We start from the raw sequence: 17635 nt of genomic DNA, 5'->3' as shown, positions 1-17635 counted from the left end.
GAGGGAAGGATATCAGCAACTAGTTGAAATGTCTAGATTTTTTTATTTACAATGATATCAATATATTAAAGCCATCATGGGCTTGTTTTCGTTACGAAATAAATTAATCAGTAATTGCACCTTTGGGGTGCGGAATGTACGCACTGCGGCCGGTTTTTCTGGGATGGCTCAAGGTTGCCCATTTCATCGGCAGATGTGTCACGGCCCTGGTCCTGACCTTGGCCTACTATCTCGTGATTACCCCGGCGGCTTTCATGAAACGGATTTTCGGCGGGCGTCCATTGCCCGTGAAGCCGGACAGGGAACTGCCCTCTTATTGGGTCCCCCGGAAGGAAGCCGCTCAATCCAAGGAACAATTCTTGAAAAGATTCTAACAAAGGAAAATACGATGCCAAATCAAAGTATAGTCAAAGAGTTTTGGGGTATGATGAAGGAGAGAAAGCGTTTCTGGCCCCTGCCGATTGTCCTGTTTCTCCTTCTGTTCAGCGGCCTGATCGTTTTCACCCAGAGCAGCGCGATCGCTCCGTTTATTTACGCCTTGTTTTAGGGAGAGAAATCCCATCCGAAGGAATACGAGGCAGTCGAAGCCGCTCTCGTGGGATCGGGCGGTCACTGACGGCGCGATGGAGCATGGAATGCATCGGCCGACAGCTCTGATCCCCGATCCAAAATGACTTCAGTGCGGCAAGGGGGAATATGGCGAACAAAATCATTTGGTCAATTCGGGAAGTATCCATCATCATACTGGTGAATCTGTTCGGCGTGCTGATCCTTTTCCTGCTGTTTGAGGGGATGACCAGCATCCTGCTCCTGGTTCGCAGCGCACGCCACCAGGGGCTGGTATCCGAGAGGAAACACACCCAATACGATTCGGAGATCGGCTGGATCAATCTGCCCAACCTTAACATCAGGAATATGTATAGAGGGAAAACGTTCATCACCAATTCCATGTCGTTTCGTAATGATAAAGAATTCGGAGTGGATGTGCCCGACAAGAAGGTGAGGGTGATCTGCTCGGGCGACTCCTTTACGATGGGTTATGGCGTCGGCAATGAAGAGGTGTGGTGCAGCCTCCTTGAATCCATGAACAACCGGATTGAAAGCGTCAACCTGGGGCAGGGGGGATACGGCTTCGACCAGGCATATCTCTGGTATAAGCGAAACAGCCCCAAGCTGGGGCATGATGTTCATCTCTTTGCCTTTATTACCCCGGATTTTACCCGGATGCAAAGCGGCACCTTTCTTGGGTATGGCAAACCGCTTTTGGTACTGAAAGATAACAGGCTTGTGAACGTGAACGATCCGGTTCCGAAGCAGTCTTATCTCTTCCCCAGATTGCCGCTGTATCTGCAGGAATTGAGCCAGTTGAATTCCATCAAAATGATCGGAATCTTGAAAAAGAAACTGTTCAAAAAAGATGCTTCGCTGGAACTGGGAAAACAGGATCAAAAGGATCGCGAGACGCAGGCAGTGGTTGAAAAGATCATTGAGGACCTCCAACGGATCAATAAAGACAAAAACAGTATTCTGGTCCTGGTTCACTTGCCGACAGTGACGGATTACAAGGATAAACATTCCGAAAAGTGGCGCCAATTTCTGCACGCCGAATCCGAAAAAAGGGGTTTTGTGCTGATTGACCTGATTGAGGAGATTCGAAAATATTCCACCCAAGAGGTAGGCCAGCTCTTCGACGGACATTATTCGGAGAAAGGAAACGCATACATAGCCCGTAAGCTGTATGAAAAAATGCAGTTGGTTCCGGAAATCGCAGAGCGGTTTCAGCGGCTTTAGTTCACAGGGTTGGCCGCGCACAGGAACGATGACCGATCACGATCGGAGAACTCAATACGCTATTTTGCCTAAAATATGGATGATGGAAGCTCAGGTAAAAAAAATTGCAAGGCAGATCATCGGATACGGCATGGTAGGGCTGGTGGGTACCCTGGCACATTACACCGTGCTGGCGATGGGCGTTGAGTTTGACCTGATGTCCCCAACTGCAGCCACTTCACTGGGGTTTGTGGTCGGGGCGGTCATCAACCACATATTGAACCATATCTGGGTGTTCAAGTCGAAACAAATGCTGCGGCAAACGGCGTTTCAGTTCTATGGCGTGGCATTGGGAGGCTTCTTTTTAAATCTTGGCGTCTTTTACACGCTTTCAGAAATTGCCGGCCTGCAATATCTGATATCTCAAGTCATCGCCACTGGAGCCGTGTTTCTCTCCACCTTCATGCTCAATCGTATATGGACGTTTGCAAGAACCTGAAAGGAGTCTCATGTGCTTCTTATCGTGATCGTTCCGGTTTTTAATGAGGAGGATGGCTTGGTTGAATTGCATGAGCGGCTTGGGGCGGTGCTCGATCGAATCGATATGAGGGGGGAGATCCTCTTTGTGAATGATGGGAGCAGTGACCGTTCCCTTTCGGTGATCCAGGAACTGAGTGAGAAAGACCAACGCGTGAGCTATGTCGCCCTGAGCCGAAACTTCGGGAAGGAGGCGGCGCTATCGGCCGGTCTCGACCACGCGGACGGCGATGCGGTGGTGATCATTGATGCCGATCTTCAGGACCCCCCTGAACTGATCCCGGAGATGGTTCGACTTTGGAGGGAGGGGTACGACAACGTCTACGGGCAGCGTATGGAGCGTCTGGGGGAGGGCTTTTTCAAGAAATTCACCGCGAAGTACTTTTACAGGTTGATGGCAAGGGTTGGGCGCTTCAGCATTCCAAAGGATGCCGGAGATTTTCGATTATTGAGCCGAAGGGCGGTCCTGGCATTGCGCAGCCTGCCGGAGTCCAACCGATTCATGAAAGGTCTTTTTGCCTGGATAGGCTACCGCCAGATCGCCTTGCCTTATTCCCGTGATCCTCGTTATGCCGGCAAGACCAAATTCGATTATTGGAAATTGTGGAATTTTGCACTCGACGGAATCACGTCCTTCACGACCCTTCCACTGAAGATCGCCTCGTATGTGGGAGTGCTGCTGTCTCTCGGATCCTTTTGCTACGGGGCGGTCATCATAGCAAAAACACTTCTTTTCGGCGATCCGGTAAGAGGCTATCCGTCCCTCATGGCGGTGGTCCTTTTTCTTGGCGGGATCCAATTGCTGTTCATGGGGGCGATCGGGGAGTATCTTGGAAGAATGTTCGATGAGACCAAACGGCGCCCGCTGTATTTGGTGGATGTCTATAAATCTTGTTTTTCCGAAAAAGGGATGGCGGCGGAATTTCCCTCCAAAGGCCGCTGATGCGGCAAAAAACAATCGGATATTTTTTTGCAGAATCAGGATCGGTTCGATTTAAGTGACAATAGCTTGCAAAAATTGATAAAAATGGCTAATTGATCTACTCCTGAGAACGATACAACGGGAAGGGTTGAGCCAAGCCATTGTAATCCCATCTTTTTGAAATTACATCGAAAAGCCTCTCTATCGGGAGGCTTTTTTTTTGCCCGGAGAAAGCTGGGTCGTGGGCGTTACATGTTGGGAAATGTGAAAAATTAACAGAAATAATCCAATCCAATATATAAATTACTTGAAATTGTGCTGTTTCTGGACAGATATTAAGGTTTTGTAATTATAACAAAATAATATCATATTGGTAATTTTCAGGCGATGTGATTTCAGGTTGTGGAGAGGGGATATGAGAAAAAAACTTCAAGCGTTTCCAAATGGTTTTCGATTCTGTTTATCGCGTTCGATATGCATGGTGTTCTTGCTTTCGGGCTTCCTTCTGTTTATTGGAAAGGCGAATTCGGCCGAGGTGACATTGGCTTGGGGAAAAATTGTAGCGTCGGACTTAAAAGGATATAAGATATATTATGGAGCTTCCAGCAAAAGCTACGATTACTGTGTCAATGTGGTCAATGCCACAAGTTGCGTGATTTCCGGCCTTACGCCGGGAAAACCCTACTATTTTGCCGCAACCGCCTATAGCACTGGCGGCGTTGAAAGCCCTTATTCCAACCAAATCCAGTATACTCCTGCAGTAGCGGCGGAGCCGGGAAGCGGCAGCGAGATTTTTTATCCAAATGATTTCAAATACGCGGACTCAGCATTCGGCGATACCCGAAACGGCCTGTATGCCTCGGGCAGCATCGAGGGGGAGGCGCTGAAAGTGACCCTCGGCGGGGTTGACATCAATAACATTATAGATGGGATTTCAGGCGGATGGTCCGGGGCATTTGATGTGGAATCTAACGGTTATGCCACCATATCCTTCATGTATCGATTGATCACCAGCCGGTATGACATTGACGAATGTAACCAGGTTTGGGTTGCCGTCGATGGTAATCTTACCGGTTGCAACGGTGAAGATTACGTTGACCAAATTTGCGGAATAGGCGATTCAGGGTGGCAGCAGGTTGCGCTTGAGGTCTATCTTTCAGGTGGGTCCCACAGGTTGACGGTCGGCGGATTTAATAATAAAAAGACCGGGCTCAATGAATATGGAGAGATCTTCTTCGAAGGGATAGAAATAAAACAACAGCCGTAGCTAGGCCCTACGGTCATAACCTACTTTTTTGCAAAAGCACGGGTTGGCCCTGAACAAGGCGGTTCATTTTTAGGATGTGAAAGCGAAAACCACCCTCTTTTGCATAACCTATTGAATTTTAATTTCTTTAAAGCTTACAAGGAGAAGAAGGAGATTGGAAAACATGCAAAAACAGATATCTTTCGGGAGGGTTGTATTCAATGCAGCAGTCCGCCTGATGTCGGTCGGTTTTCTGGTTTTGGCGATCGGTGCGTTGGACACCGCAGCAGCGGCAACATTCAAAACCGTCAATGACGAGGTCGTGATCGACGCCGAACAATATACCCGGCTTGGCGGAACCATTGGTGGACAATGGTTTGTAAATACAGCAAAATCTGGATTCAAAGGCACCGGATATATCGAATCGACTAAAAATGACCCATCGACGCTGGTTTACAAAGACGGTATCATACGGGCGGAATATGATATCGACTTTAAGACCGCCGGAACCTACTATATTCACTTTAGAACCTATGTCATTGACCATACCCAGAACGGTTTTTTTGCCACCGTCGACGGGAAAGAGGTAAGCTATGGGAGTGATCCCATGGCATATTTCATCTGGGTTCCCAATACCTGCTGCAATTGGTCGTGGTATACCGACGGCGGTGGGGCGGAAAAGCGCGGTCTCAAGGTCAGCTTCAATGTTCCGACCCCCGGTGTGAGGTCGTTTGCCATCCTTAGGCGGGACAAGGGGTCGCATGTTGACCAGATCTGGCTAACTAAAAACCAGAGTGTCCCTCAGAATACGGATGAAATCAATCGGCCGGATCCGTCCAACTTCATCGTGACCGGCGGCGTCGCCCCATCGCCGGAGACCAATTGCAGCGACGGCATCGACAATGACAAGGACGGCAGGATCGACTGCGCGGACAGCGACTGCGCCAACGCCTCGAATTGCGTTGCGCCAAAAACCGAGACCAACTGCAGCGACGGGATCGACAATGATGGGGACGGTAAGGTCGACTGCGCGGACGGCGATTGCGCAACCGCCTCAAATTGCGTTGTGCCGAAAACCGAGACCAACTGCAGCGACGGTATTGACAATGACAAGGACGGCAACACCGACTGTACAGATTCGGACTGCATCGGCGCCACCAACTGCAAGCCCCCGAGCAAGGAGACCAACTGCAGCGATGGCATCGACAATGACCAGGACGGCGCCACCGATTGCGCCGATGCGGATTGTGGCGGGCTCAAAGGCCCCGGCGGGGGCTTGTGCGAGCAGGTGGAGGATTCCTGCGCCGATGCCTACGATAACGACGGCGACGGCCGTACAGACTGCGCCGACGCCGACTGCGTCAGCGTGGGGGCCTGCGGTTCAACGCTGTTTTCAGAGAGCTTCACTACAGGGGCTGAAGGGTTTGTTTATAAGGACGACACCTTCCGCGGCACCAAAAACCCGCTGTATGCTAAAGGTGATTTTGTGGCGAATGGCGGTTATTCCGGAGGGGCGCTGCGGGTGATCGTGGGCGGGGTCGATACCGTCGCCATTACGAATGGCATGTCCGGAGGATGGACGGATACGTTTAACTTGAATGCCGGGGGCATGGTGGGCATTTCCCTGAAATACCGTCTGATCGCCAATCGGTTCGACGCCGATGAATGCGGACAGGTTCTTGCGGCGATCGACGGCAAGCTGCTTCAGTTGAATGGAAACGACTACATCGAACAGATCTGCGGGAGGAGTGATTCCGGATGGAAACAGGCCTCCTTTGAGATCAGCCTGGCATCAGGGTCCCACACCTTGACCATCGGGGCCTTCAACAACAAAAAGACCGGGGCCCTGGAGCAGGCGGAGGTGTTCATCGATGATGTCGTCATCACGCAGGTGGATGGCGGCGGATCGCAGCCGGTGTTGGGTGCCTTTGGCTATTCGGACAACACCTTCCGAGGCACCAACAACGCTCTCTATGCCTCAGGGAGCACCGAAGGCGACGCGCTGAAGGTCATGCTCGGTGGCATTGATGAAAAGGACATCACGAACGGCATGTCCGGCGGCTGGACGTCGAAGTTCACGGCCCCTGTCAGCGGCAGCGCCCAGATCAACCTGATGTACCGGCTGATCACGAATCGGTATGACGCCGATGAGTGCGGTCAGGCCCTGGTGTCGGTGGACGGCAAGCTCGTCGGGCTGGGCGGGAAGGATTATCTCGAACAGATCTGCGGCATCGGAGATTCCGCTTGGCAGCAGGTCACCCTGAACATCAATTTGACGGCGGGGGGGCATACGCTGACTGTCGGGGGCTTCAACAACAAAAAGACCGGCCCCAATGAAGTCACGGAAGTTCTGTTCAACGGTATCGGGATTACGCAATGAGTTGACAGGGTCCCGACCCCGGCTGAGACCCCGCCTGCCCGGCCCGGTCTCAGCCGTATCAGGTCCGTCCGCCGTGCCTTACCGTGAAGGCCGGCAGGCCGTTCCGGCATCAGGATGGTTTTGCCGGCGCTTTTTAAAATGGTATGGATTGACATCCTACCGCATCTTCTGGTACTTCGGCGGGGGAGCAAAACGGTTCTTCGGTTTCTACCGAGGGATCGTTTTCTCCCCCGTTTTTGTTTTCAGGGCATGCCGGTCTGAAAACCGGCCGTATGCAGGCAATGCCCCAAGGGAGGAGGCAAGAGGTGACGCTATCCGCCGAGTGGCTGGTTCTTCCCGCCGCGTTTTTGCTGGATTTTTTCATCGGCGATCCCCAATTCGCCCACCATCCGGTGCGTTGCATGGGGCGGGCCATCGAATTTTTTGAGCCGCGCTTCCGGAAACTCCCCGTTCCGCCAACGGTTTCCGGCGGACTTTTTGCCCTTTCCCTCATTCTGGGAACGTGGGCGCTTGTCGCCCTAATGTTCGGGGCGGCCTGCGTCATTTCACCTGAATTTCAGATTCTTCTTGAGATCATAGCTCTTTATTTCTGCATCGCCGCCCGGGGGCTTTCCGCCGCCGCAGGAGAGATCTATGGTATCCTGAGGCAGGGGGACCTGGCCGCGGCACGGTCCGCGCTTTCCATGATCGTGGGAAGGGAGACGGATCGGCTATCCGATGCCGGCGTGGCCCGGGCCGCGGTGGAGACAGTGGCGGAAAATCTCGTGGACGGCTTCATCGCCCCGCTCTTCTTCTTCCTCCTGGGCGGGGTGCCGCTGGCTGCGGCCTACAAGATGGTGAACACCCTCGATTCCATGGTGGGGTACAAGAATGACGCCTACCGGGAGTTCGGTAAGGTCTCGGCCCGCATCGACGACGCGGCCAACTACCTTCCGGCCCGGCTCTCTGCGCCCGTCATCGCGCTGGCCGCACAGCTTCTCAACCGCCGCGGCATCCCCGCCTTCCGCATGGCCGCAAACGAAGGCCGCCGCCACAGCAGCCCCAATGCCGGCTGGGCCGAGGCCGCCTTTGCCGGGGCACTCCGGGTGAAGCTGGGGGGCCCCAATGTCTATCACGGCAGGGTGGTGGACAAGCCCTATATCGGCGGCGCGTTCGGCGATGTCACCGCAAAGGATATTCCCAGGGCCTGCGACCTCCTGGAGCTGTCCGCGTTTCTGTGGTTCGTGATCATCTGGTATGCCGGGATGTTTTCAAGGGCGTGGGGAGGCTGACCAGACGATGACCGCCTCCCCGGCCTATCCGCCGCCACCGTCCTGCAAGGGTGTCTATCCATTCCGACTGGGCACGACATCCTTCATCTTTCCGGACGACTATATCCCCAATGTCCGGGTCCTGGCCCCCTGTTTTGATGAGATAGAACTCCTGATGTTCGAGAGCCGCCGGCCGGACAGTCTCCCGTCCAAAGAGACCGTGGAGGCCCTTGGCCGGCTTTCCGCCGAAACAGATACCGGCTACAATGTGCATCTCCCCACGGACGTCTCCCTCGCCGCTGCCGATGGCGAAGAGCGGGGTTGGGCGGCCGATGTCCTCGGACGGTTTATCGCGGCAACCGCCCCCCTCTCTCCCTCGGCCTATGCCCTTCATCTGCCGTACGAAGGGTATTCCGCGGATCCCGAAGGGGTCGACCAATGGCGGAAGGCCGCAGCCCGAGGGATTGAGGCCCTCCTCGGCACAGGGGTCCGGAGCGACCGGCTCGCCGTCGAGACCCTCGACTATCCCTTTGTGTGGGCCGCGCCCCTCATTGAAGACTACGGCCTCTCCGTCTGCATGGACATCGGGCACCTGATCCTTTACGGCGTCGATCCCCTGGGGTTTTTTGAGCGCTTTCGGAAAAAGATCTCCCTCATTCATCTTCACGGCGTCCGGTTTGCAGGCGGGGACAAGTCCGCCGGTCAGGACCATGTGGGGCTGGACGAGATGGCCCCGAACCATTTTCCTTCAATCATGGAGATATTGAGCGCATTTGAGGGCGTGGTCTCCCTGGAGGTCTTTTCCTATCGTCACCTCGTCCCGTCCCTGCGGGTTCTGGAAGACCAATGGCAACGCTGTCGGGAGGGCAACAGGAAATGATCGTGGTTTCGGATAATCTGCAGATCACCCATGGGGCCGTTGACCGCGCGGTCAAGGAAATGGACCCGGCGCCCATCCGGGAGCTGGTCCGGCAATGCGTCGCCGCAGGCGCCGATGCCGTCGACATCAACTCCGGCCCCCTTTCCCGGGACCCGGAAAAGAAGATGGCCTTTCTGGTGGAGGCGGTTCAATCCATCACCGATCTGCCGGTCCTGCTGGACACGACCAACCCCAAGGCCATGGAGGCCGGGCTTCAGGTCTCGAAAAGCCGGACCATCATCAACGGGTTTTCCCTGGAGCCGGCCAAGCTCGAGAGGATTCTGCCCCTGGCCGGAAAGTACGACGCGGACATCATCGGATACCTTCTCTACCCCAACAGCCACGTCCCCGCCGATGAATCAGAACGTCTCAACGTCGCGGTGGAATTGTTCGGGGCGTTTCAGCGGGCGGGGGTGGACCGGGAACGGCTGATCATCGACCCCATCGTCGCGCCGGTCATGTGGGAGGACGGGAACCGCCAGGACATGGAGATCCTCTCGGTGATCCGGACCCTGCCCGATCTGCTGGGCTTCCCCGTGAGGACCATCGCAGGGATCTCCAACCTGACGACGGGGCATGGCCCGCTGGATAAGAAACTGCGCCTCGAACGAACCTACCTTCCCATGCTGGCCGCCGCAGGGCTTTCCATGGCCCTCATGAACGTCTTTCACACGGAAAGCGTGATGACGGTCAGGGCCTTCAACGCCCTGGCCGGCGACCGGATCTTTACCTGGGCCGGCTGGTAGCTCCGAAAGCGGGGAGGCGCCGGGGCGCCCAGGCCCGGGCGATTACCCCAGTTTTTTCAGCGCCGCCTCGAGTTTGACGTTGATGGCCAGCGTCATCTCCTCGACCTCGCCAATCAGGCCCGCCACCTCGTCCATGCCGTGTTCCCGGGCTTTCCCGGCCCAATCCCCGTAGGTTTTGGCATGATCGGAATTGTGCTTCTGCCAGTGGGCCAGGATCTTCCTGGTTTTTTCCTCGAATGACATGGCTTCCGGTTCGTGGTGGTGGTGATGGTCATGGGAGTGGTGATGACTGTCATGGTCGTGGTGATGATGATCGCCGTGGTCGTGATGGTGGCTCATGGGGGTCTCCTGTAAGTATGTGGAAGTCAGTCTTCTGGATATCTTGAATCGCGGCCTTTGATCAAGATAAATGTGGTGGGCGCTCTATCCCCGGGGCTGACGGGACAGCCGCAGCATGTTCCTGCCGATGCAGAGGCCGAAGCGGGAATGGACGTATTCATGGGGGGTTTCCCGGAACGGGACGTAGACCAGGAGGCCGTCTTTTACCGAAACGGTCATGCCCGCCAATCGAGGGAGGATGCGGTTCTTCGGGCGCAGCAGCGCCGCCATGAGGATCTTGAGGGCCGGCACGGCCCCGGTGAACGCGAGGGTGACCGGGTGGCACCGGCCGTCCGGGAGCTCCCCGGCCGGGGCATCCCCGGGCTGGGCAAGGGTCATGGCGCACGCAGCCTTCAGGAACCCCTGTGGCGACAATCTCAGGGCGGGCGTCCAGAAATGGAAGGGGACGATCTCCCAGCCGTCCCGGAGAACCTTGGGCAGGTTGGCCTGCCGCGCAAAGTCGGCGTAGGAGGCCAGCGGCAGGCCCGAAACCGACGCGGTGATCCGCCAGAAGGGCAGGAAGAGCCGCCCTTCCGTAAACCCATCCAAATCGGGGAGCGTCAGGCAGGTCATCCGTTTCAGGCCGTCTTTTCCGGCCCGCCAGAGGGTCCGGCACCCGGGGCAGGCAAGGGACAGGGCGTCCTTTTCCGCCGCCATGTCCCAGCCGCAGTTGGGGCAGAGGGTGGGGACGAACCGGAGGGTCCAGTCGGCTCCGGCCGACGGAAGATCGGAAATGGCCTCTTCGGCCGGGCCCGCCTGGGCCACCGGGCGGTTCAGGACCGCGTCCATCAGGGCATTGTCCACATAAAACGGCGCGTAGATCATGCTGAGGGTTTCCCCGACGAGGGCATCGACATGGACCGGTTCGGGCAGGACCCTCCGGAAATGGGCCTTGAAATCCAGAACCGCATCGGGGGCCGCGGCCGCCGGCGAGATGAAGCGGGTTCCGTTCCCGCCGGATGCCGGCCTGAGCGTCATGGCCTGGGACCTCAGCCCCAGGCTTTGGGGGAAACAGGCGGCGGGGGCTGCCGGAAGGCTGTGGTCGACGGCCCGCTGGTGGATGGTGTCCGGCCCGCACGAGAAGAGCATGCCCCGGCACCGCCAGTAGGGAAAATAGAGGAGATTCCTTCCCTCGGGGGCGGCGTGGGGCAGCATGTAGCGGAAGCATCCGTCCTGGAGGAGATAGGAACTCACCCGGCAGTATCCGCAGGTAAAGATCCGGTCCGTCTCTTCCAGGACGGCCGGCGCACCGCATTGGGGGCACTGGTGTTCGACCCGGAGGGTCGTCACAGCCGCTCCCCGCACTGGTTGCAGAAAACGGATTCGGGGAGGTTTTCCGCACCGCATTTGGCGCAGGGTCCGGCGGCCGGCTTTTCCGCCGTGGCGCAGCCGCAGCGGGGGCAGAAGCGGGCGTTGGGGGTCAGGTTCTTGCCGCAGCCCGCGCACTGGGCAAAGATCACCTGCTGGTGGCCGCACTGGGGGCAGAACCGGGCATTCTCCGGAACCGGGCTCCGGCATTCGGGGCAGGAGAAGGTTTTTTCCGCCCCGGTCGGCGCCGGATTCAAATACCGTGCGAACATGGCGGGCATCATCAATCCGAGGCCTGCGCCCATGGTCTCACCCGCCCCGCTTCCGGCCGCCTTCTCCAGGGCCATGGCCGCCTTCATCCGCATGAGCCGGTCCATGTCCCCGATGACCTCCATGCGGCTCTGGTCGTCGATGGCCTGCTGGACCTCGGCGGGCGGCGTGATGGAATTGATATAGAGATGGGTCAGGTGCAGGCCGAAATGGCCGAGGTCCGCCTGGAGGCGATCGGAAAGGCTCCGGGAGATCTCTTCGTACCGGGCCGGGAGCCGGGCCAGGGTGCCCAGGCTTTCGCCGATGGTGTCGTTGAAGCGGGAGACGATGACCTGGCTCAGGTAATCCTCCACCGCCTCGGTGGTGTAAACCCCCTGGGTGCCCACCAGCCGGTTGATGAAGAGGACGGGCTGGACGACCTGGAGGTTGAAGACGCCGAAGGCCCTGAGCCGGATCAGGCCCAGCTCCGCGTCCTTGAAGGCCACCGGGTCCCGGGTCCCCCATTTCAGGTTGGTGAACACCTTCATGTTGACGAACCAGACCTCGGCCCGAAGGGGGCTCGACAGGCCCCAGGGGAGGGCCGCGATCTTGGTGAGCAGGGGGATGTTGGCGGTCTTGAGGGTGTGGCGGCCTGCGCCGAAAACCCCCACGGCCTTGCCCTGGTAGACGAAGACCCCGGCCTGGCTTTCCCGCACCGTGAGCTGTGCCCCGTACTTGATCTCTCCCGACCCGCTTTCGGGGATCCGGTGGACCAGTTCCCGGCCCGTTTCATCAAACCACTCGATATTTTCCAGAAAGAAGAGGTTGTTTGTGCCCATGGGAAACTCCTTTTATGAGACGGCCTTCAGCCGGGGTGCCCCCGGCCGCTTGCGGTGCGCAGGTACCGCCCTGCCGCCTTGCGCTCTGCGCGCAGCTCTCGTGGTACCATATTCACTGAGGCATGGAATCGACATTTTCCCGTTTCCAGGTAAAAACTGGCCTCACGGCGCCGTCGGAGAGACTGTCATGGACACGGCGTGATCCTTCGGGTATCCTCCCCTGCGATCGTCTGGGATACCGTCTTGACCCTCAGATCGGCGGAAGCTCCATCCGTTATATGTGAGACATAGGACAGGACATATTGATATTGCAGAAGTGTATCGACCAACTGCAGGTAGGTGTTTTCAAGATTGTCGGAGGTCGCTGCGCGGTAAAATTGGCCGCCGGTTCCGTCGGCAAGTGTTTCAAGAATACCGCTGTCGAAGAGGCCGAGCCCAACGGTGAAGACCGGGATTCCCTTCTTGCCGGCATATTGGATGACGGTTTTGAGGCTGTATCTCGTCTGATCGCCCCTGTTTTCTCCGTCGGTGATGACAATCACGGCTTTCCGGGAATTCTTTCTGGGGGCGGTGTCCTGAACGGCCCGTTGGACGGCGTCATAAAGGTTTGTTTTGCCCTCCTTCACCCACGGGGTCTGGAGGGCGGTCAGCAAGAGTGCCTTATCGGAGGTGAATTCCTGGAAAACCTCGACCTCCGTCCCGAACTTGATGATTTCCGCCTCATCTCCCGCGCCCAGGTGGTGGATGAAATCGGCTGCCGCCGCTTCCATGTCGGCCACATATTCCGGCGTGTCGGTGATGCTTTTGCTGTAGTCCAGGGCCAGGGCGACGGATATGGGGGCATGCACCTGCGAAACAAAGACCGGCGGCCTGGAAAAGTCTACCTGCGACATGTTCTCGAAGATGGAAAAATTCGCTTCCGACAGACCTATTACCGGATATCCGCCCTGGTCGGTCACGGAAACATAGGCAGTAACCTCCGCCCCCGGGCACTTGGAATCGGTTTCGACCTGATTGATGCGAACTTTCAGCTCCGCTTCCGCCTCGAATGTGCCGCTAATTTGAACGGTTGCGACGGGCGTCACGGGTTCGCCGGGGGTGACGGTCAACACCGATTCATAGCTGCCAAAATTCGTCGGTTGAAATGCCACCTCCAGGGTGCAGGTCGCTCCCGGGCCCAGCGTGGGTGACCCGGTGCCGCAGGAATTCGTCTCGGCGCCCGGATTCAGCCTGAAATTCACGACATCCGAAAGCACGAGATCGCGGACGGGAAGCGTCGCTCCCCCGACATTGGTGATCTTGAGCCTGAGGGGAGCGGGTACATTCCCATCCGTGACGACTCCGAAATCATGGGCCGGCGGATCCACCTGAAGCATCCCCGGTCCGGGCGAGGTGTTCAATCCCGGAGGGGCGGCGGAATCGGGGGCTCCCGATCCACCTCCGCCTCCCGAACAGGCGATCAACACGATGCAGGCCATCAGGACAGCCATGCGGCCGAAGGTCACGGTTTTGCAGTTGTTCATATTCCATCTCTCCTCGTGACCTGGCCTGGGAAGCCTCAAGCCAGGTGGTTTTGACAAGGGGGGCTCTATACTGATTATAATCGAAATTATAAGTTTCTGGATCTTGAGATGGATGATGTACACGAAAATCAATAAAAAAGGTAGTAATTTTTGTTAATCTATCACAAAAATTCTATGTATTTTATTCGGGGGCATCTTCGTCTGGAAAGGGCGGCTTAAAAACAGGAAACGACACCTTCAGGCCTCTTGGAAAACCGGCGTCATGCAACCCCCGTATTGACTAATTCCCCGGATCGGCTTACAAATGAGGCATCCACCTCCATTCCCGGTCCCGCGTCCCCGCGGGGCGGCCCGAACCCGGAGCAACCCGCATGCGCCTTCGCCTGATCCTGCTGGTGCTGTCCATCCTTGCCGTGGTGTCCGCGTCCACCGGCGGGGTTTTCTATTTTGAGGCGGTTCAGGATGCGGCCGTCATGGAGTCGCGGCGGCAGTCCAGGACCCGCCTGATATTGATCGCCAACAGCCTGGAAAAGTACCTGACGGAAAATATGCGCGTCACGGAAACCCTGGCGGCCGCACCCGCCCTCATCCGCCTGCTCCACCGGCCGTCCGAGGAGGCCCGGGCGGGAGCCCACGAGGTGCTGGACCGGTTTCAGGAGACCCTCCATGCGGATGTCTGTTATCTCATGAACAGCCGGGGCGTGACCGTGGCATCGAGCAATCGCAACGGTCCGGACAGCTTCGTGGGTCAGAATTTTTCCTTCCGGCCCTATTTCACCAACGGCATGGCGGGCAGTCCCCATGCGTATCTGGCCGTGGGCGTCACCTCGGGCAGGCGGGGGGTCTACAACGGCCGCCCGGTTTTTTCCGAGTCTGAACAGCACCCCCTGGGCGTTGTGGTCATCAAGTCCTCCATCGAGGAGATCGAGGACCGGTTGGGCCTTCCGGGAAGGGACATCCTGCTGGTCACCTCCCCCGAGGGGGTGATCTTCATCACCAACCGGATCGGGTGGCTCTTTCAACTGGCCTGGGAGCCCACAGGCGCGCAGCGCGAACAGATTCACCATGGCCGGCAATTCGGCGACGTCGAAGGGCGGTGGATCGGCCTCACCCATCCCGCCCAGTCCGACATGGCCGTCCTCGACGGGCAGAAGTATCTGTTCAATGAGACGGAGATCCGGTATTTCCCCGGCTGGAAGGTCTATTATCTTTCGCCGGCGGACGTCATCTCCCGGCCGGTCGAGGCCTCCCTGATCCGCATGACCGGCTCCATCGTCCTGGCGCTCTGCCTGCTCATCGGGGCGAGCGTGATGGTGCTCTATCACAAGGCCAGCGAGGATATCAAGCAGCGCAGACAGATGGAGATCGCCCTTCGGGAAAACGAGGAGCGCTACCGCTCCCTCTACCATAACACGCCGGCGATGCTCCACTCCATCGACCCCCAGGGGCGCCTGCTGAGCGTCAGCGATTACTGGCTTACGGCCCTGGGATACCGCTACGACGAGGTAATCGGCCGCCCGCTTACCGACTTCATGACCGCAAGCTCCCGCCGCTTCGCCGAAGACGATGTCATTCCGACCTTCTTCCGCAGGGGGATCTGCAAGGAGATCCCCTACCAGTATGTCCGGAAAACCGGGGAGATCATCGATATCCTCCTGTCGGCCATCGCCGAACGGGACCCCGACGGCAGGATCGTGAGGTCCCTTGCGGTATCCGTGGATGTTACCGAGCGGAAGGAGGCCGAGAAGGAACTCCGGCTGGCCAAGGAGGAACTGAGCCGCTATTCCAAGGAGCTGGAGCGCAAGGTCCAGCTCCGGACCAAGGAGACCGGCGATATCCTGAGGTACACCCCGGCGGTCATCTATATCAAGGACCTGTCCGGCCGGTACATGCTCGTCAACTCCCGGTTCGAGGAGCTTTTCGGCGTTCGCAACGAGGCGGTAAGGGGAAAGGTGGACGAGGAGATCCTGCCGGCCGCCGTGGCCTCCCAGTTCCGGGCCGGGGACAGCGACGTCCTGGAGAATGCCGCACCCGTCCAGGTCGAGAAGCGGATCGTCCAGAAAGACGGGGTCCACACCTATCTGACGGTCAAATTCCCGCTCTTCGACGAAACCGGGAAGGTCCGCAGGCTCTGCGGGATCGCAACGGACATCACCGAGGCCAAGAAGGCCCAGGACCAGCTCCGCCTCCTGTCGGCAGCCATCCTCACCAACCAGGAAAAGGAGCGGGCGGCCATTTCCCGGGAGCTTCACGACGAGCTGGGGCAGGTGCTGACGGCCCTCCGCATGGACGCGGTATGGGTACTGGAGCGGCTGAAGACGGCGGACACCCGGGCCGCCGACCGGGCCCGGGACATGTGCCGGCTCATCGACGGGACCATCCAGGATGTGCGGAGCCTGGCCTTCCGGCTCCGGCCGGGGATCCTGGACGACCTGGGGCTGGTGGACGCCCTGGAGCTGTACACCTCCGATTTCGAAAGGCGGACGGGGATCACCTGCCTTTTCGACGCCGAGGGGGTTCCGGAGATGGATACCACCGTCGCCACCGCCGCCTACCGCATCGCCCAGGAGGCGCTCACCAACGTGGCCCGCCATGCCGGGGCCGCCAAGGTGGAGGTCCGGCTCCAGGGGAGCAACGGCAGCCTGGCGCTGTCGGTGGAAGACGACGGGAAGGGCTTCCTGACGTCGGCCCTGGATGCCTCGGGGGCGCTGGGCGTGGCCGGCATGCGGGAACGGGCATCCCTGGTGGGCGGCACCCTGGAGGTCAACTCCCGGCCGGGCGCGGGGACCCGGGTGCGCTTTCTCGTGCCGGTCTCCGCAATAAATTCAGACAGGGAAATGGAGAAAGAAACATGATCAGGGTGCTGCTGGCGGATGACCACAGTATCGTCCGCGCGGGGCTGAGGCGGATCATCGAGGAGAGCGGCGACATGACGGTGGTGGCCGAGGCCGAAAACGGGCGGATCGCCCTTCGGGAGGCGGCCCTGCACAAGCCGGACATCGCCGTCGTCGATATCTCCATGCCGGATATCGACGGCCTCGAGGTGCTGGGCCGCCTCCGCGAGACGGACCCGGGCCTGCCGGTCCTGGTGCTGACGATGCATGAAGAGCGGCAGTATGTGGTCCGGGCCATCGAGGCCGGAGCCATGGGGTATATCACCAAGCAGTCCGCGCCGGAAAAGCTGGTGTGCGCCATCCGGAGGATCATCGCCGGCCACCGCTACCTCTCCGAGGATGCGGCGGAGGCTCTGGCCCTTCGGGTGCTCCGGGGCGACCGGCAGAAGTCGACCGTCGAGTCCCTCTCCATGCGCGAACTCCAGGTCCTCCGGCGGCTGGCCATGGGCCAGACCAACCGGGAGATCGCCGAGGCCTACGGGGTGAGCATCAAGACGGTGGACACCTATCGGCACCGCCTGCTCAAGAAGCTCGACCTGCGCAACAACGCCGACCTCTCCCGGTTCGCCATCCAGAACAAGCTGGTGGAGCTGTAGTTTTTCGGTTGCGTCCCGGCCGGGGGGCGGGAGGAATTTGAGAAAATCCGCTTCTTACATCCAGCGCCCCCGCCGCTT

Annotated in this window: 16 protein-coding genes; 12 read left to right on the top strand and 4 right to left on the bottom strand. The window is 58.3% G+C overall.

Going from position 1 to position 17635, the window contains the following annotated elements; genetic code table 11:
* Positions 1–134: 134 nt before the first annotated feature.
* The 10 genes from ACEW8N_RS19220 (at position 135) to ACEW8N_RS19175 (ending at position 9770) form a co-directional block, all read left to right on the top strand.
* Positions 135–374, top strand: a complete 240-nt coding sequence (locus ACEW8N_RS19220) for a hypothetical protein (RefSeq protein WP_373501482.1) — start codon at positions 135–137, stop codon at positions 372–374.
* 14 nt (positions 375–388) lie between these two features.
* On the top strand, positions 389–547 hold the full coding sequence (locus ACEW8N_RS19215; RefSeq protein ID WP_373501481.1) for a DUF5989 family protein: 159 nt from the start codon (positions 389–391) through the stop codon (positions 545–547).
* A gap of 149 nt (positions 548–696) precedes the next feature.
* A complete protein-coding gene (locus ACEW8N_RS19210) occupies positions 697–1791 on the top strand; it encodes a hypothetical protein (protein ID WP_373501480.1) in 1095 nt (364 codons plus the stop codon).
* A 28-nt stretch (positions 1792–1819) separates the two neighbouring features.
* Positions 1820–2269: a GtrA family protein gene (locus ACEW8N_RS19205; RefSeq protein WP_373501479.1), complete on the top strand. Its 450-nt coding sequence runs from the start codon at positions 1820–1822 to the stop codon at positions 2267–2269.
* 12 nt (positions 2270–2281) lie between these two features.
* Complete coding sequence (locus tag ACEW8N_RS19200; protein ID WP_373501478.1) at positions 2282–3250, top strand: glycosyltransferase family 2 protein; 969 nt, start codon at positions 2282–2284, stop codon at positions 3248–3250.
* Between the two features lie 394 nt (positions 3251–3644).
* Positions 3645–4496, top strand: coding sequence for a fibronectin type III domain-containing protein (locus ACEW8N_RS19195; protein WP_373501477.1), 852 nt, complete (start codon positions 3645–3647; stop codon positions 4494–4496).
* Positions 4497–4659: 163 nt separating this feature from the next.
* Entirely contained in the window at positions 4660–6855 is a 2196-nt protein-coding gene (locus ACEW8N_RS19190; protein ID WP_373501476.1) for a hypothetical protein, read from the top strand.
* A 305-nt stretch (positions 6856–7160) separates the two neighbouring features.
* Entirely contained in the window at positions 7161–8126 is a 966-nt protein-coding gene (cbiB, locus tag ACEW8N_RS19185; RefSeq protein ID WP_373501475.1) for an adenosylcobinamide-phosphate synthase CbiB, read from the top strand.
* A 7-nt stretch (positions 8127–8133) separates the two neighbouring features.
* The gene (cbiR, locus tag ACEW8N_RS19180; protein WP_373501474.1) at positions 8134–8985 is read left to right on the top strand and encodes a cobamide remodeling phosphodiesterase CbiR; all 852 of its coding nucleotides are present in this window, start codon (positions 8134–8136) and stop codon (positions 8983–8985) included.
* Entirely contained in the window at positions 8982–9770 is a 789-nt protein-coding gene (locus ACEW8N_RS19175; RefSeq protein WP_373501473.1) for a dihydropteroate synthase, read from the top strand. The genes cbiR and ACEW8N_RS19175 overlap by 4 nt, the downstream gene beginning before the upstream one ends.
* A 42-nt stretch (positions 9771–9812) precedes the next feature.
* Here ACEW8N_RS19175 and ACEW8N_RS19170 read toward each other — a convergent pair whose 3' ends face one another.
* From ACEW8N_RS19170 to ACEW8N_RS19155, 4 genes are all read right to left on the bottom strand, one after another.
* Positions 9813–10109: a hypothetical protein gene (locus ACEW8N_RS19170; protein WP_373501472.1), complete on the bottom strand. Its 297-nt coding sequence runs from the start codon at positions 10107–10109 to the stop codon at positions 9813–9815.
* Between the two features lie 84 nt (positions 10110–10193).
* On the bottom strand, positions 10194–11438 hold the full coding sequence (locus tag ACEW8N_RS19165) for a hypothetical protein (RefSeq protein WP_373501471.1): 1245 nt from the start codon (positions 11436–11438) through the stop codon (positions 10194–10196).
* Positions 11435–12544, bottom strand: coding sequence for an SPFH domain-containing protein (locus ACEW8N_RS19160; RefSeq protein WP_373501470.1), 1110 nt, complete (start codon positions 12542–12544; stop codon positions 11435–11437). Before ACEW8N_RS19160 ends, ACEW8N_RS19165 begins: the two co-directional genes overlap by 4 nt.
* A gap of 185 nt (positions 12545–12729) precedes the next feature.
* Positions 12730–14067: a VWA domain-containing protein gene (locus tag ACEW8N_RS19155; RefSeq protein WP_373501469.1), complete on the bottom strand. Its 1338-nt coding sequence runs from the start codon at positions 14065–14067 to the stop codon at positions 12730–12732.
* Positions 14068–14438: 371 nt separating this feature from the next.
* On the opposite strand from ACEW8N_RS19155, the gene ACEW8N_RS19150 reads away from it, so the two are divergent.
* Positions 14439–16922 carry a PAS domain S-box protein gene (locus ACEW8N_RS19150; RefSeq protein ID WP_373501468.1) on the top strand — a complete coding sequence of 828 codons (2484 nt, stop codon included), beginning with the start codon at positions 14439–14441 and terminating at the stop codon, positions 16920–16922.
* Complete coding sequence (locus ACEW8N_RS19145) at positions 16919–17557, top strand: response regulator (protein WP_373501467.1); 639 nt, start codon at positions 16919–16921, stop codon at positions 17555–17557. Before ACEW8N_RS19150 ends, ACEW8N_RS19145 begins: the two co-directional genes overlap by 4 nt.
* The last annotated feature ends 78 nt before the right edge of the window (positions 17558–17635 follow it).

It is taken from the genome of Desulfococcus sp. (assembly GCF_041737845.1).
Taxonomy (GTDB): Bacteria; Desulfobacterota; Desulfobacteria; order Desulfobacterales; family Desulfococcaceae; genus Desulfococcus.
This window is presented reverse-complemented; position numbering and strand designations above follow the sequence as displayed.

Coding starts and splice junctions, on each gene's coding strand:
- ACEW8N_RS19215 (WP_373501481.1), top strand. CDS start 389: ATGCCAAATCAAAGTATAGTCAAAGAGTTTTGGGGTATGATGAAGGAG.
- ACEW8N_RS19160 (WP_373501470.1), bottom strand. CDS start 12,544: ATGGGCACAAACAACCTCTTCTTTCTGGAAAATATCGAGTGGTTTGAT.
- ACEW8N_RS19195 (WP_373501477.1), top strand. CDS start 3,645: ATGAGAAAAAAACTTCAAGCGTTTCCAAATGGTTTTCGATTCTGTTTA.
- ACEW8N_RS19175 (WP_373501473.1), top strand. CDS start 8,982: ATGATCGTGGTTTCGGATAATCTGCAGATCACCCATGGGGCCGTTGAC.
- ACEW8N_RS19220 (WP_373501482.1), top strand. CDS start 135: ATGTACGCACTGCGGCCGGTTTTTCTGGGATGGCTCAAGGTTGCCCAT.
- ACEW8N_RS19150 (WP_373501468.1), top strand. CDS start 14,439: ATGCGCCTTCGCCTGATCCTGCTGGTGCTGTCCATCCTTGCCGTGGTG.
- ACEW8N_RS19155 (WP_373501469.1), bottom strand. CDS start 14,067: ATGAACAACTGCAAAACCGTGACCTTCGGCCGCATGGCTGTCCTGATG.
- ACEW8N_RS19145 (WP_373501467.1), top strand. CDS start 16,919: ATGATCAGGGTGCTGCTGGCGGATGACCACAGTATCGTCCGCGCGGGG.
- ACEW8N_RS19210 (WP_373501480.1), top strand. CDS start 697: ATGGCGAACAAAATCATTTGGTCAATTCGGGAAGTATCCATCATCATA.
- ACEW8N_RS19170 (WP_373501472.1), bottom strand. CDS start 10,109: ATGAGCCACCATCACGACCACGGCGATCATCATCACCACGACCATGAC.
- ACEW8N_RS19205 (WP_373501479.1), top strand. CDS start 1,820: ATGACCGATCACGATCGGAGAACTCAATACGCTATTTTGCCTAAAATA.
- cbiR (WP_373501474.1), top strand. CDS start 8,134: ATGACCGCCTCCCCGGCCTATCCGCCGCCACCGTCCTGCAAGGGTGTC.
- ACEW8N_RS19190 (WP_373501476.1), top strand. CDS start 4,660: ATGCAAAAACAGATATCTTTCGGGAGGGTTGTATTCAATGCAGCAGTC.